This window comes from Cellulomonas sp. B6, from assembly GCF_001462455.1.
Taxonomy (GTDB): Bacteria; Actinomycetota; Actinomycetes; order Actinomycetales; family Cellulomonadaceae; genus Cellulomonas.
This window is the reverse complement of the sequence record NZ_LNTD01000161.1, coordinates 1-13,552: the sequence shown is the minus strand read 5'-3', so window position 1 is coordinate 13,552 and position 13,552 is coordinate 1. Positions and strand designations below refer to the sequence as shown.

Sequence of the window (13,552 nt, the reverse complement as noted above, 5' to 3'; positions counted from 1 at the left end):
GTTCGGTGCCGGGCGCGGACGTGCCCGGGGCGGGGGCGCGCCGCGCGCCGAGGTCCTCGAGGACCTTGAGGGTGTGGGCCAGGTCGGCCACGGACGGCCGGGGGTGCTGCACCTGCGTGAGCGTGGTGCGGGCACGCGCGCCGATCAGCGCGAGCACGGCGTCGGCGTCGGCCGGGTCGGCCAGGTCGAGGCCGTGGCGCGCGAGACGCCGCGCGCCGGCCTCGCACAGGCGGCGCAGCGCACGCTCCCCCGCGCGGCCGTCGCGGCTCTGCATGGTCCACGCCGTCTCGGCGATCTCGCCGCGCGCACCGTCGCTGCGCTGCGTGGTGCCCCGCGCGGCCCGCGGCTCGACGTGCGCGTCGAGCCGCTGGAGCACCGCGACCGCCGCGGCCACCGCGAGCCCGACGACGCCGGCCGGCACCGGGTGCGCCCCGAGCGCCCACGTGAGCGCGGCGACCAGCAGCCCGACGACCGCCGGTCGCAGGATCGCACCGCGCGCGTCCGCGAGCGCGTCGCGCAGGCGGTCGAGGGCGGGTGCGGGGCTCATGTCGCCGTCCCGTCGCCGGGTGCGTCGTCGCCGGCCCGCAGCACCAGGCCCCGCCCGACCGTCTCCAGCAGGTCGCGCGCGCGCCGCACGTCGTCGGGCGTCACGGGGTGCGAGCCGAAGCGCGCCGCGAGGTACAGGTCGAGCAGCGCGCGCGTCGCGGCCGGGTCGGCGCGCGTCGCACCCAGCACCGCGACGGCGAACTCGCTCGCGGTCTGCGCGCGGTCCCGCTCGACGCCGGTGCGCGCGGCGGCGGTCTCGACCGCGACCCACGCCGCGACGACGGCGTCCCCGGGCGGCACGTCCTCCTCGAGCGCACGGGTCGCCGTGGCGACGCCCTCGCGCAGCGCAGCGACGCCGGACTCGGTGAGCTCACCGGTCTCGCCGTCGCCGAGCGGCTCGTCGTCCTCGTCGTCGCGACGGTCGAACCGCCAGCCGCGCGCGAGGTGCCGCCCCACCACGACCAGGACGGTGAGGACCGCGAGCAGCGCGACGGCCTGCACGGCGCGGACCAGCCACGGCAGCCACGCGGGCGGCTCGGGCGTCTCCTGCGAGCCGTCCTCGACCTCGGGCGGCTCCGTCGCCTCGGGTGGTGGGGGCGGCGTGAACGTCGCGACCGGCACGTCGATGCGGCGTGCCTGCAGCTCCAGCGGGCCGGACAGCGCCGCGCCCAGCACCCCGACGACCACGAGCAGGGCGGCCAGCGCCGTGACCACGCTCGTGCGGCGGGTGGGCACGGGCAGGACCTCCGGTCGACGACGGCGGGGCGGACGTGCCGGTCAGGCTAGCGTCCCGCGCCGACGCGGGGGTGGCGTCGCGGCCGGTTGCTAGCCTCGCCCGGTGATGCGGTGGGCCCGGTGAGCGACGTCCTGGACGCGCTGCGTCGTCACCCCGACGTCGAGGCCGAGAACCTGCACGCGGTCGACGCGACCGACCGGCTGCTGCTCGACGAGGCGGCGCCGCTGCTCGTGGGCGCACCCGCCGGGAGCGTCGTCGTGATCGGCGACCGGTACGGCGCGCTGACCCTGGGCGCGATCGCGCGGCACGGCATCAGCGGCGTGCGCGTGCACCAGGACCGGCTGACCGGTGAGCGTGCGCTGCACGCCAACGCCGAGCGCCTGGGGCTGGGCGGCTTCACGTCGCACGGGCTGACGCCGGACCTGGTAGCGGGTGCGCGGGTCGTGCTGCTACAGCTGCCGCGCGCGCTCGACGCCCTGGACGAGGTCGCAGCGCTCGTCGCCGAGCACGCGGACCCCGACGTCGTGGTCGTGGCGGGCGGGCGCGTCAAGCACATGACGACGGCCATGAACGACGTCCTCGCGCGGCACCTGGGCCGGGTCGAGGCGCGGCTCGCACGGCAGAAGTCGCGCGCGCTCGTCGCGTCGTCGCCGCGCCCCGCCGCCGAGCGGCCCGCGCGCCGCTGGCCCGAGCGGGCCGAGCACCCCGACCTCGGCCTGGTCGTCTGCGCGCACGGCGGCGCGTTCGCGGGTACCGGCGTCGACATCGGCACGCGCGCGCTGCTGCGGCACCTCGACGCGGTGCCGACGACCACCGGGACGGCCGTCGACCTCGGCTGCGGCACGGGGGTGCTGGCCGTCGCGCTCGCCCGCCTGCACCCCGGGCTCGACGTCGTCGCGACCGACGAGTCGGCCGCCGCCGTCGCGTCCGCCCGCGCCACCGTCGACGCGAACGACGTCGCCGACCGCGTCCGCGTCACGCGCGCCGCCGGCGCCGACGACCTGCCCGACGCGAGCGTCGACCTCGTGCTGCTCAACCCGCCGTTCCACGTCGGCGCGACCATCGCCCCGCAGGTCGCCCACGACCTGTTCGCGCAGGCCGCGCGCGTGCTGCGCCCCGGCGGCGAGCTGTGGGCCGTGTGGAACTCCCACCTGCGGTACCGGCCCGCGCTCGAGCGCGTCGTCGGGCCGACGCGGCAGGTGGGGCGGGACCCGAAGTTCACGGTGACGGCGTCGGTGCGGGCCTGAGGCGACCTGCGGCTCGGAGCTCGCCCGTCCCCCTCGTCACGGCGGGGACCCTTCGCCTCGAACCGCAGCGCCACGAGGTGCTTGTCCCCGTCGGCCTCGACGGGGCGATGACCGCCTCGGTCGGGGTCACGCGTCCTGGAAGACGAACGGGTTCATGATCTTGGTGCCCCACAAGCGCTCGCGTTCGCGCTTGGTCAGCAGCGCGGCGTCGGCCGCCTCGTCCCACTGCGCGTTGATGATCTCGACCTGCTCGTCGACGATGTCCTGCGCCTCGGCCCGATCGAGCAGGTACACCTCGGCCGCGTCGACGCACACCGCGAACCTGCTCTCTCGCTCGCCGCCTCGCCCGATCGCCAACGCCTGCGCCGCGGTCTGCCCGACGCGCGGACGCGGGTCGATGTCGTACGCCGGCGTCAACGTCGCCAGACCTGTGACCGGGTCCCAGAACGCGGCGTGGTTGCGGGCGTGGTCGTCGAAGTTGCCCACAGCGATGTTGAGCACGATGCGGGCGAACAACTCGCGCAGCGTAGCGACCGGGTCGGTGAACGTCGCCCGGATCTTGTCCGCGAGCTCGGGATAGGTCAGGTAGTGCCCGAAGTGCTCGTCCTCCTCCAGCAACGTCAGTGCCGAGACCATCATGCGGCGTCCCCCACCTGGGGCACGGTCGAAGCGCTCGACGAGCAGCACGTCGCGGCCTGCGGTCGTGATGACCTGCGTCGAGGCGACGTCCAGCCCCACGCGGCGCGCGAGGTCCATGGCGACGCCTTCCTCCTTGACCCGCGGACCAGTGTCGGTGGTGGAGGAGAACTTCGCGATCAGGTGACGACCGTCGGCCTCGATCAGCGCCTTCGGGCGTGCGCCACCGACGGAGGTGCCACGCAGCAGCGCCTCGGACAGCGCAGGGGTCAGCTCTTGGCCGTCCTCGAGGCGCTGCGCTGCGGTCATGAGCTCCTCGAGCGGGACCGGGTCGACGTTGCGCGGCACGTACGTCGTCGCGGACTCCTGGAAGTCCAGGGCCCCGATGCGGTCCGAGCCCGATCCCAGCATGTACGCCAAGGTGCTCAGCTGCCCCCGCGACCCTGCGCGGTCCGCGTGGCGGTCCTCCAGGATGCGACGCCCCCAGGCGTCAGGAGCACCGTCACCCAGGACGCCCGCGATCCGCAGGGCGCCCAGCGGCTCGATGACTCCCCGGCGCAGCGGCAGCTCGGGGGCGTACAACGGCACAGCCCCGGGGGCGTCGCGGTAGCTGCGGCCGTAGGTGAACGTGTGCCGCTGCTCGTCCGGTCCTCCGGACCCGGGCACCACGTCGATGCGGCCGACCACGACCGGTTCGAGCGCCCCTTCCGACCATGCCCACACGTACGCCGTCGTCGGCTCAGAAGTCGTCATCGACCGCTTCCTTGCTCGCCCGGACACGCTGCGGCAGCAGCAGCGCGCGACGCGACTCCGCCGAGCGCAGCTCGCTGACCTCACGGCGGTCGTCGCCGAACAGCGGGATGCCGAGCAGCGTCGCGACCTCGAAGACCACGCCGATGGCCACGGTCGGCTCGCCACGCTCGATGTTTCGCAGCGTCTGGACGGAGATGCCCGCACGGGCAGCGAGGTCGCGTGCGGTCCAGCGCCGCTCACGGCGCGCGTTCGCCACCATCAGGCCGAGGATCTCGACCGCGACCCGCGCCGGACGCGAGTACGTGTGTGTCCGGGAACGCATCTCACCTTCAAGGTGCTAGTAGATCGTCGTTTAAATGCTCTAAGCAACCTTAGAGCGTCACTTCACGTCGCGCGACCCCCCTTCCTGCGGAACCCAGTGCTCGGCGGACGACACCACGCGGACGCGGTGCGGCCGCTCGCGTCGGGTACGGGCCCGCCACGAGGCCGCGCTCACCGGCCTTCCCGGCAGGACGCCGGTCCGTCGTCGACGACGTCCGCGTCCACCGCACCCCTGGGCGTGGGCGGTCCGCACGACGCGGCCGGCGCTCTGGGAGACTGGCGCCATGCCGCTCGACGACGCCCCCGCGCCCCGCGTCCCCCTCGCCGACGTCACGCCGGCCATCGCCCTCGGCCCGCTCGACGGCCGCTACCGGCCGACGGTCGCGCCGCTGGTCGACCACCTGTCGGAGGCCGCGCTGAACCGCGCGCGCGTCGAGGTCGAGGTCGAGTGGGTCATCCACCTGACGTCGCACGCCGTCGTGCCCGGTGCGCCCGAGCTCGCGCCCGACGAGCAGCGGTACCTGCGGGACGTCGTCGCGACGTTCGGCGCCGCGGAGGTCGCCGAGCTCGCGGAGATCGAGCGCACGACGGTCCACGACGTGAAGGCCGTCGAGTACTTCCTCAAGCGGCGCCTGGCCGCGGCGCCCGACGCGCTGCGCGCCGACACCGTGCTGCCGCAGGTCAACGAGCTCGTGCACTTCGCGCTGACCAGCGAGGACGTCAACAACCTGTCGTACGCGCTCATGGTGCGCGGCGCGGTGCGCGAGGTCTGGCTCCCGGCCGCGGTCGCGCTGACGGACGAGGTCGCGGCGCTCGCCGTCGAGCACGCCGAGGTGCCGATGCTCGCGCTCACGCACGGCCAGCCGGCGACGCCGACGACGCTCGGCAAGGAGGTCGCGGTGCTCGCGCACCGCCTGCGCCGCCAGCTGCGCCGCATCGAGGGCGACGAGTACCTGGGCAAGCTCAACGGCGCGACCGGCACGTACGGCGCGCACCTCGCGGCCGTGCCGGACGCGGACTGGCAGGTCGTGTCGCGGACGTTCGTGGAGCACCTGGGCCTGACGTGGAACCCGCTGACCACGCAGATCGAGTCGCACGACTGGCAGGCCGAGCTGTACTCCGACGTCGCCCGCTTCAACCGGGTGCTGCACAACCTCGCGACCGACGTGTGGACGTACATCAGCCGCGGCGTCTTCACGCAGATCCCCGTCGCGGGGGCCACGGGCTCGTCGACCATGCCGCACAAGGTCAACCCGATCCGGTTCGAGAACGCCGAGGCCAACCTCGAGATCTCGTCGGCCCTGCTCGACACGCTGGCCTCGACGCTCGTGACGAGCCGCCTGCAGCGCGACCTCACGGACTCCACGACGCAGCGCAACATCGGCCCGGCGTTCGGGCACTCGCTGCTCGCGATCGACAACGTGCGCCGCGGGCTGCGCGCGCTGTCGGTGGACCGCGCGCTGCTCGAGCGCGAGCTCGACGCCAACTGGGAGGTACTGGGCGAGGCCGTGCAGTCGGCCATGCGCGCGGCCTCGGTCGCGGGCGTCGCCGGCATGGAGAACCCGTACGAGCGCCTCAAGGAGCTGACGCGCGGCCACCGCCTCACGGCGCAGGACATGCGGGACTTCGTGGACGGTCTCGGGCTGCCCGCGGACGTCACCGAGCGGCTGCGTGTCATGACCCCGGCGGCCTACACCGGGATGGCGGCCCGACTGGTCGCCCACCTGGGGTAGGGGGCCCGCCCGGTCTGTCCGGTTCAGGGTCGGATCGTCCCCCGTCTGCGTCACCCGTTCGGATCATTTCTCACCTGTCAGTGGGAGCGATCCCCGTCGAGGCGCTTCGACACCTGGACATCCGCCCGGGATGGGCGTCAGAATCGTCGCCGTCGTCGGAATCCTCCCCTTCATCCGATCCGGCAAGGAAGCCCTCCCGTGACTCTCATGCAGAAGGCGATCACCCCGTCGCTGACGCAGGCGCACCTCACGCAGGGCCACGACCGCATCGCCGGTTACGTGGTCCGCGCGGAGGACGTCGCGTTCGCGACGACCCCGGCCCAGCTCTTCGAGGTGCACGGTCTCGGCTACCCCGGGTCGCCGTTCAGCCCGTACGACCGGTTCATCGACATCCTGCGGTTCGAGTCGTCGCCCCAGCTGCAGTACCGCGACGTCCCGGGCTACATCGTCCCGCTGTGGTGGCTGCGCCACTCGCGCATCCCCCCGGGCGCGGAGCTGATCCGCGTCCACGACGACGGCACGTCGACGCTGCTCGCGCGGTACGGCGACGTCGGCACGGGCTGGACCGTCACGCAGCTCGGCGCGACGCGGCCGTCGCTCGCGTCGCTGTCGCGGTGCGTCGGTCCCGTGGCCAAGTGGCACGGCGCGTACCTCGAGGCCGACGTCGTCGACGGCGGGCACACGGTCGTGCTGGCGCTCGCCAACCCGCCGCTCGCCGAGACGGGCTTCCACCAGTCGCCGTCGGGCCGGTGGTACCGCCGGGTGGCCCGCGAGGACGTCACCGAGCTGTTCGAGCTCGACCTGACCGCCCGGTGGAACGGCCTGTCGGTCCGCGTGGTCGACCAGTGGCAGGACGCGCAGCGGTACGTCGTCGCGCGGATCTCGCACCTGGGCGACGACATCGAGCGCGCCGAGCGGCTCCACCTCGAGCGCGTCGAAGCCGGCGTGTACGAGGCGATCGTCTACGCCGCCGAGCTGACCGACATCGAGACGAACCAGGTGGTCCCGCACACCTGGGCGCCCGGCCCCGCCGCGCAGCAGCGGCACTGGGCGCACTCGTGACAACTTGTCCGTGAATTTTCACCCACGCGGGCCACTGCTCCACTAGCATCGAGACATACCGGCACGAACCCGAGCGGCGCTGCGCGCAGCGCCCGGGTCCTGGTCAGCGTCGTCGCTGGCCCACAGACCGCACCGGGCCTGGTCCTCCCCCCCGACCAGGCCCGGTGCGCTTTTTCACCCGGTCGGACCGGCGCCGCCATGGCGATCGACCCGCCCCGCCACCTCCGGGTCGCCGGGCACGGCGCGGCGACGACCCCGCGTCCGGTGGCGCCCCGCGGGCGTCAGGCGGAGGTCGTGGTGACCGCGGGCACCTCGACCGCCGCGAGCTCGGCCAGCGCACGCGCGTAGCCGGCCGCGTCGCCCGCGCGTGCTGCGGCGCGTGCCGCGACGGTCGGACCGTGCAGCTGCGCGCGCGCACGTCGGCGCAGCGCACGCGCGTGCGGGTCGTCGGGCGAGGATCCGGGCAGCGCGTCGAGCGCCGACTCGAGCCCGCCGAGCACGCGCGTGCGCTCGGCGACCACCGCGGGGTCCCACTCGCGGACGCGGCGGTCGGCCTCGAAGTCCTCGGCGGCACGCTCGACGACGCCCCGCGCATGCTGCAGCGCCGCGTGCTCGGCCGGCGCGTGCTCGGCGACCGACTGCAGCGACACCAGCGCGACGCCCGGCAGCGAGCGCACGTCGGGGTCGACGTCGTGGCGCAGCGCCAGGTCGACGACCGTCAGCGGCCGCGGCGCACCGCGACGCACCGCGGCCAGCGCCTCGACGCCGAGCACCGCACCCGCGGCGCCCGAGCAGGCGACCACGAGATCGGCCTGCGCGACCTCTCCGAGCAGGTCGGCCCCCGCGGGCAGCGCCGTGACGCCGCGCTGCGCGGCGAACCGGCCGGCGCGCCCGCTCGGCGAGAAGACCCGCACGTCACTCACGCCGCGGGCCTTGAGGGCCGCGAGGCTCGCGCCCGCGTACGAGCCGGTGCCGATGAGCACGCAGCGGACGCCCGCCCAGTCCGCGTCCGGCGCGGGCACCGAGGCGTCGGCGCCCGCCCGCGGCAGCGTCCGTGCCGCGAGGTCGAGCGCGACACCGACGACCGAGCGCCCGGTCGACCCGAGCCCCGTCGCGGCCTCGACCGCGCGGGACGCGCGCGACGCCGCCTGGAACAGGGCCTCGAGCGTCGACGTCGTGGTGCCGTCGCGGCGGGCCGTGGTGAGCGCACGCCGCACCTGGCCGGCGATCTCCCGCTCCCCCACGACCATCGACTCCAGGCCCGACGCGACCGCGAACAGGTGCTCGCTCGCGTCCCCGCCGACCAACGGCCGCAGGTGCTCGGCGACGTCCTCCGGCGCGTACCCGGAGCGGACGGCGACGGCCGTCGCGACCGCCCGGCGGGCGCGCGGGGTGTGGGCCGTGTCGTCGACGTCCAGGTACAGCTCGAACCGGTTGCACGTCGCGAGCACGACGGCACCGGTCACGGCGGGGGTCGCGGCGACCACCTCCCGGCCGACGGCCTGGACGTCCGACTGCAGACGCTCGAGGACGGCGAGGTCGAGGTCGTGGTGGCTCGCGACGAGGGACAGCAGCACCACGGTGCCCGATTCAATCATCCCGGGAAAAGTCCGGCACAATCGACGGCGTGAGTCTTCCAGCACACCATCCGCTCGTCGACGGCCGCACCACGGATTCTGCGCTCGTGCGCGCGTATTCCGGGGAGCGTCCGGAACGGCTCCCGGTGTGGTTCATGCGCCAGGCGGGTCGGTCGCTGCCGGAGTACCGCGAGACGCGCGCGGGCGTCGCGATGCTCGACGCGTGCCTCGACCCCGACCTCGCGGCGGAGATCACGCTGCAGCCCGTGCGCCGCCACGGCGTCGACGCCGCGGTCTTCTTCTCCGACATCGTCGTGCCGCTGCGGCTCGTGGGAGTCGACGTCGAGATCGTGCCCGGCACGGGTCCCGTCATGGGCTCGCCCGTGCGCACGCTCGACGACGTCGCGCGGCTGCGGGACCTCGGCCCGCTGGACGCCGAGCGCCTCGCGCCGGTCACGGCGGGCGTCGAGCGGACCGTCGCCGGGCTCGGCCGCACGCCGCTCGTCGGGTTCGCCGGCGCGCCGTTCACGCTCGCCGCGTACCTCGTGGAGGGCGGACCGTCGCGCGACCACCTGGCCGCACGACGCCTCATGCACGCCGACCCGGCCGCGTGGTCGGCGCTCATGCGGTGGGCCGCCGAGCTGTCGTCCGCGTTCCTCGAGGCGCAGGTGCTGGCGGGTGCGAGCGCGGGCCAGCTCTTCGACTCGTGGGCGGGCGCGCTGTCGCTCGCGGACTACGCGCAGCACTGCGCCCCCGCCTCCGCGCAGGTCCTCGCGCGGGTCAAGCAGCGGGGCGTGCGCACCGTGCACTTCGGCGTCGCGACCGGTGAGCTGCTCGTCGCGATGCGCGACGCGGGAGCCGACGTCATGGGCGTCGACTACCGGGTCCCCCTGGACGAGGCCTCGCGCCGGCTCGGAGGAGCCACGCCCCTGCAGGGCAACGTCGACCCCGCGCTGCTGGCAGCGCCGTGGGACGTGCTCGAGGCGCACGTGCGCGACGTCGTGCGGCGGGGTGCGGCGGCACCGGGGCACGTGGTCAACCTGGGGCACGGCGTGCCGCCCGAGACCGACCCGACGGTCCTGACGCGCGTCGTCGAGCTGGTCCACTCGCTGTGACCGACGCCGGGTCCGCACCCGCTTGGGAGGCGGTCGTCGTCGGCGCCGGCGTCGCGGGGCTCGTCGCGGCGCGCGAGCTCGTGCACGCCGGCCTGCGCACGGTCGTGATCGACGAGAGGGACGCCCCCGGCGGGGTCGTCCGGGCGCACGAGGTCGCGGGGCTGACGCTCGACGCGGGCGCCGAGTCGTACGCCACCCGCAACGGGTCGGTGGCCGCGCTGCTGGCGGAGCTGGGCCTCGCCGACGACGTCGTCGCACCGCAGCCGCGCGGCGCGTGGGTGCACCTGACCAGCGGCGATGGCCCGCTGCCGCGCACGGGCCTGCTGGGGGTCCCGGCCCACCCGTGGGCGCCCGACGTGCGTCGGACCCTCGGCACGGCGGGTGCGCTGCGCGCGCTGCTCGACCTGGTCCTGCCCGCCCGCGTCGGCGCGCGGGAGACGACGCTCGGCGGACTCGTGCGCGCGCGCATGGGCGCCGCGGTCGTCGACCGGCTGGTGCACCCGGTGGTCGGCGGCGTGCACGCGGCCGACCCCGACGACGTCGCCGTCGACACCGCCGCACCCGGCCTGCGCGAGGCCGCCGCAGCCGAGGGCGGGTCCCTCGCGCGGGGCGTGCGCCGGCTGCGCGCGGCCGCCCCGGCGGGAACCGCGGTCGAGGGCGTCGCGGGCGGGCTGCACCGCCTGGTCGACGCGCTCGTCGCCGACGTCACGGCGCACGGTGGCGTCGTGCTGACCCGCACGAGCGCGGTGTCGGTGACGCGCGCCGAGGACGGGACCCTGGTCGTCGGCACGCAGGACCGGCACAAGCCGCCGCGTGCGGCGCGCGACCTGCGCACCGCGCGCCTGGTCGTGGCCGAGCCCGGCGCGGCGGCGCTGCTGGACGGGCTCGACGGCGCCGCGCTGGGCGGCGTGCGCCTCGACGCGGGCGCTCCCGTCACGCTGGTCACGCTCGTGCTGAACACGCCCGCGCTGGACGCGGCGCCGCGCGGCACGGGCGTGCTCGTCGGCCCGGGCGCCGCCGACGTGCGCGCCAAGGCGCTCACGCACGCGACCGCGAAGTGGGCGTGGGCCGCGGACGCCGCGGGCCCGGGCCGGCACGTGGTGCGGCTGTCGTACGGGCGCGCGTCGGGACCGGCCGACGGCGCCGGGAGCGCAGGCCCGGGCGCCGGGCAGGAGACGGGCCCGGCGGGGGACGCGCTGCCGTCGGGCGACGCGCTGGTCGACCTCGCGCTCCGCGACGCGTCGACGCTGCTGGGCGTCCCGCTCGACCGGTCCGCGCTGCGCGGGTCCGCGGTCGTGCGGTGGACGCAGTCGCTGCCGCGTCCGAGCACGGCGCACCGCGAGGCGGTCGCGGCGGTGCGGGCGGCGGTCGCGGGCCTGCCGGGCGTCGCGGTGTGCGGCGCGTGGGCGGCCGGCAACGGGCTCGCGTCGGTCGTTCCGGACGCGCGGGACGCGGCGCGCGCGCTGGTGGACGCGGGCACGGACGAGGTCGCCGACGCGGGTGCGGACGCGGGCACCGGTGCGAGCGCGGCGGTGGACGGCGACGCGACCACGGACGCCTGACCCGCCGGCGGACCGGATCCGCCGCGCCATTTCCGAAGGATCTGACGGACTGTCAGAAATATTCACAGGAATGTCGTGCGTCACATTCTGCCGCCACCCGGCCCGGCGGACCTGACGCATTGTCAGAACGATCCGGTACCCGCAATTCGCGACCACCTGGACCTCCGCCCCTGTTTCGACATCCGCGCACCCGCGGACGACACTGGACACATGCCCCAGGACGTCCGGATCGGCACGCGCGCGAGCGCCCTGGCCCTCACGCAGACGGGCCACGTGGCCGAGGCGCTCGCGGCCCTCGGCGACCTCGCGGTCGAGACCGTGCGCGTGCGCACCGAGGGTGACCGCACCCGCGCGTCGCTCGCGAGCCTGGGCGGCACGGGCGTGTTCGTGACCGCGCTGCGCGACGCGCTGCTCGACGGCCGGTGCGACGTCGCGGTCCACTCGCTCAAGGACCTGCCCACGGGCCCCGCCGACGGGCTCGTGATCGCCGCGGTGCCCGAGCGCGCGGACGCCCGCGACGCGCTGTGCGCGCGCGACGGCCTCACGCTCGCGACGCTGCCGGGCGGCGCGCGCGTCGGCACCGGGTCGCCGCGGCGGGCCGCGCAGCTGCGCGCGCTGCGTCCCGACCTCGACGTCGTCGACATCCGCGGCAACGTCGGCACCCGCCTGGGACGCGTGCGCGGGCTCGACCCGACGACCGTCGCCGCCGGCGACCACGGCGCGGCACCCCATCCGGGTGTCGCCACGGACGCGCCGCGCGGCGACCTCGACGCGGTCGTGCTGGCCGCAGCGGGGCTGGCACGCCTCGGCCGGCTCGACGCGGTGACCGAGTGGTTCGACCCCGACGTGCTGGCCCCGGCGCCCGGGCAGGGCGCCCTCGCGGTCGAGGTGCGCGCCGCCGACGCCGAGGCGGCCACGCCGCTCGCGGACGCGCTGCGCGCGCTCGACCACGCCCCGACCCGCCGCGCGGTCGTCGCCGAGCGTGCCGTGCTCGCGCGCCTCGAGGCCGGGTGCGCCGCCCCGATCGGCGCGTGGGGGCGGCTCGACGACGCGACGGGCGAGCTCGTGCTCGACGCGGTGGTCGCCGCGGTCGACGGGTCCCGCGTGCTGCGTCTGGGCGCCCGGGGCCCGGGCGACGACGACGACGCGGCCGACCGCCTGGGGCGCCGCCTGGCCGAGGACCTGCTCGCCGCGGGCGCGGCCGACCTCGCCCCGCTCGGACCCGTGCGATGACGCGCGGTCCCGACGTCGCGCCCGAGGGGCCCACCTCCCCCGGCCCGGCGTCCGGCGGGACCACGAGCGCACCACCCCTCGCACCCACGCTCGCGGGGTGGCGCGTGCTCGTGCCCCAACCACCGCTCGACGCGAGCCCCGACGCGGGCCGGACCAGCCCGGCGGCGGTCGCGCTCGCGACGGCCGGGGCCGCACCGCTCGTCGTGCCGCTCGTCCGCACGCTGCCCGTCGACGACCTCACGCCGCTCGACGACGCGCTGCTCGCGCTCGGCGCGGGGTGGTACGGGTGGCTGGCGGTCACGAGCCAGGCGGCGGTCGCGGTGCTCGCCGAGCGCGCGGCGACGCACGACGACGGCCTCGCGGCGCTCGTCGCCCGCGCGGGCGTCCACGTCGCGGCCGTCGGCCCGGGCACGGCGCGCGCGCTCGAGGCCCTGGGCGTGCCCGTCGACGTCGTCCCGCCGGTCCGCTCGACGGCGGTCGACCTCGTCGCGACGCTCGTCGCGCTCCCTGACCCGAGCGACCCCCACGCCGACCCCGTCGTCGGTCGCGCCGCCGGCACCGACGACGCGACCGACGACGAGGTCGCGACGCCGGTCGGACGGCGGGCCCGCGGGGCGGACGTGCGCGAGCTGCGCCCGGGCGCGCGGCGGACCGACGACGTCGTGGCGCGGCGCGTGCTGTTCCCGCGCGGCGACCTCGCCGCACCGACGTTCGCCGACGGGCTCACCGAGGCCGGCTGGCACGTCGACGACCTCGTCGTCTACCGCACGGTCCCCGCCGGTCCGCCGGACCCCGACGTCGCGCGGGCGTGGCACGCCGGCGACGTGCACGCCGCGCTGCTCACGTCGGCCAGCACCGTGCGCGCGCTGCTCGACCACCTCGGCCCCCCGCCCCCCGCGACGCTCGTCGTCGTCATCGGCCCCAGCACCGAGGCCGAGGCACGGCGCCTGGGGCTGCGCGTCGACGCGGTCGCCGAGCGGCAGACCCTCGCCGGGCTCGTCGCGGCGCTCACCGACGTCGTCACGCGCACC

Annotated in this window: 12 protein-coding genes; 7 read left to right on the top strand and 5 right to left on the bottom strand. The window is 76.4% G+C overall.

Going from position 1 to position 13,552, the window contains the following annotated elements; genetic code table 11:
* Both ATM99_RS14160 and ATM99_RS14155 read right to left on the bottom strand, forming a co-directional pair.
* A partial coding sequence (locus ATM99_RS14160) for a hypothetical protein (RefSeq protein ID WP_062103520.1) occupies window positions 1-547 on the bottom strand: 547 nt, incomplete at its 3' end.
* Window positions 544-1,281, bottom strand: a complete 738-nt coding sequence (locus ATM99_RS14155) for a DUF4129 domain-containing protein (RefSeq protein WP_062103519.1) — start codon at window positions 1,279-1,281, stop codon at window positions 544-546. The genes ATM99_RS14160 and ATM99_RS14155, both read right to left, overlap by 4 nt.
* Before the next feature lie 120 nt (window positions 1,282-1,401).
* Here ATM99_RS14155 and ATM99_RS14150 point away from each other — a divergent pair, with 120 nt between their 5' ends.
* A complete protein-coding gene (locus tag ATM99_RS14150; RefSeq protein ID WP_082659780.1) occupies window positions 1,402-2,529 on the top strand; it encodes a class I SAM-dependent methyltransferase in 1,128 nt (375 codons plus the stop codon).
* Window positions 2,530-2,655: 126 nt separating this feature from the next.
* Here the strand turns inward: ATM99_RS14150 and ATM99_RS14145 are convergent, their stop codons facing one another.
* Both ATM99_RS14145 and ATM99_RS14140 read right to left on the bottom strand, forming a co-directional pair.
* Window positions 2,656-3,918: a type II toxin-antitoxin system HipA family toxin gene (locus tag ATM99_RS14145; RefSeq protein ID WP_062103517.1), complete on the bottom strand. Its 1,263-nt coding sequence runs from the start codon at window positions 3,916-3,918 to the stop codon at window positions 2,656-2,658.
* The gene (locus ATM99_RS14140) at window positions 3,905-4,240 is read right to left on the bottom strand and encodes a helix-turn-helix domain-containing protein (RefSeq protein ID WP_062103516.1); all 336 of its coding nucleotides are present in this window, start codon (window positions 4,238-4,240) and stop codon (window positions 3,905-3,907) included. Before ATM99_RS14140 ends, ATM99_RS14145 begins: the two co-directional genes overlap by 14 nt.
* Window positions 4,241-4,523: 283 nt before the next feature.
* On the opposite strand from ATM99_RS14140, the gene purB reads away from it, so the two are divergent.
* A complete protein-coding gene (gene purB, locus ATM99_RS14135) occupies window positions 4,524-5,972 on the top strand; it encodes an adenylosuccinate lyase (protein ID WP_062103515.1) in 1,449 nt (482 codons plus the stop codon).
* A 207-nt stretch (window positions 5,973-6,179) separates the two neighbouring features.
* On the top strand, window positions 6,180-7,034 hold the full coding sequence (locus ATM99_RS14130) for a hypothetical protein (RefSeq protein ID WP_223305108.1): 855 nt from the start codon (window positions 6,180-6,182) through the stop codon (window positions 7,032-7,034).
* A 281-nt stretch (window positions 7,035-7,315) separates the two neighbouring features.
* Here the strand turns inward: ATM99_RS14130 and ATM99_RS14125 are convergent, their stop codons facing one another.
* A complete protein-coding gene (locus ATM99_RS14125; protein ID WP_223305106.1) occupies window positions 7,316-8,632 on the bottom strand; it encodes a glutamyl-tRNA reductase in 1,317 nt (438 codons plus the stop codon).
* A 29-nt stretch (window positions 8,633-8,661) separates the two neighbouring features.
* Here ATM99_RS14125 and hemE point away from each other — a divergent pair, with 29 nt between their 5' ends.
* The 4 genes from hemE to ATM99_RS14105 all read left to right on the top strand — a co-directional run.
* Window positions 8,662-9,726: a uroporphyrinogen decarboxylase gene (gene hemE / locus ATM99_RS14120; RefSeq protein ID WP_082659778.1), complete on the top strand. Its 1,065-nt coding sequence runs from the start codon at window positions 8,662-8,664 to the stop codon at window positions 9,724-9,726.
* Entirely contained in the window at window positions 9,723-11,288 is a 1,566-nt protein-coding gene (locus tag ATM99_RS14115) for an NAD(P)/FAD-dependent oxidoreductase (RefSeq protein WP_082659776.1), read from the top strand. The genes hemE and ATM99_RS14115 overlap by 4 nt, the downstream gene beginning before the upstream one ends.
* 210 nt (window positions 11,289-11,498) lie before the next feature.
* Window positions 11,499-12,521, top strand: coding sequence for a hydroxymethylbilane synthase (gene hemC / locus ATM99_RS14110; protein WP_062103511.1), 1,023 nt, complete (start codon window positions 11,499-11,501; stop codon window positions 12,519-12,521).
* On the top strand, window positions 12,518-13,552 hold a 1,035-nt coding region (locus ATM99_RS14105), incomplete at its 3' end, for a uroporphyrinogen-III synthase (protein WP_150118303.1). The genes hemC and ATM99_RS14105, both read left to right, overlap by 4 nt.

Excerpts from the sequence above, each read along its gene's own strand:
- ATM99_RS14145 (WP_062103517.1), bottom strand. The coding sequence starts at position 3,918 with ATGACGACTTCTGAGCCGACGACGGCGTACGTGTGGGCATGGTCGGAA.
- ATM99_RS14140 (WP_062103516.1), bottom strand. The coding sequence starts at position 4,240 with ATGCGTTCCCGGACACACACGTACTCGCGTCCGGCGCGGGTCGCGGTC.
- purB (WP_062103515.1), top strand. The coding sequence starts at position 4,524 with ATGCCGCTCGACGACGCCCCCGCGCCCCGCGTCCCCCTCGCCGACGTC.
- ATM99_RS14130 (WP_223305108.1), top strand. The coding sequence starts at position 6,180 with ATGCAGAAGGCGATCACCCCGTCGCTGACGCAGGCGCACCTCACGCAG.
- ATM99_RS14125 (WP_223305106.1), bottom strand. The coding sequence starts at position 8,632 with ATGATTGAATCGGGCACCGTGGTGCTGCTGTCCCTCGTCGCGAGCCAC.
- hemC (WP_062103511.1), top strand. The coding sequence starts at position 11,499 with ATGCCCCAGGACGTCCGGATCGGCACGCGCGCGAGCGCCCTGGCCCTC.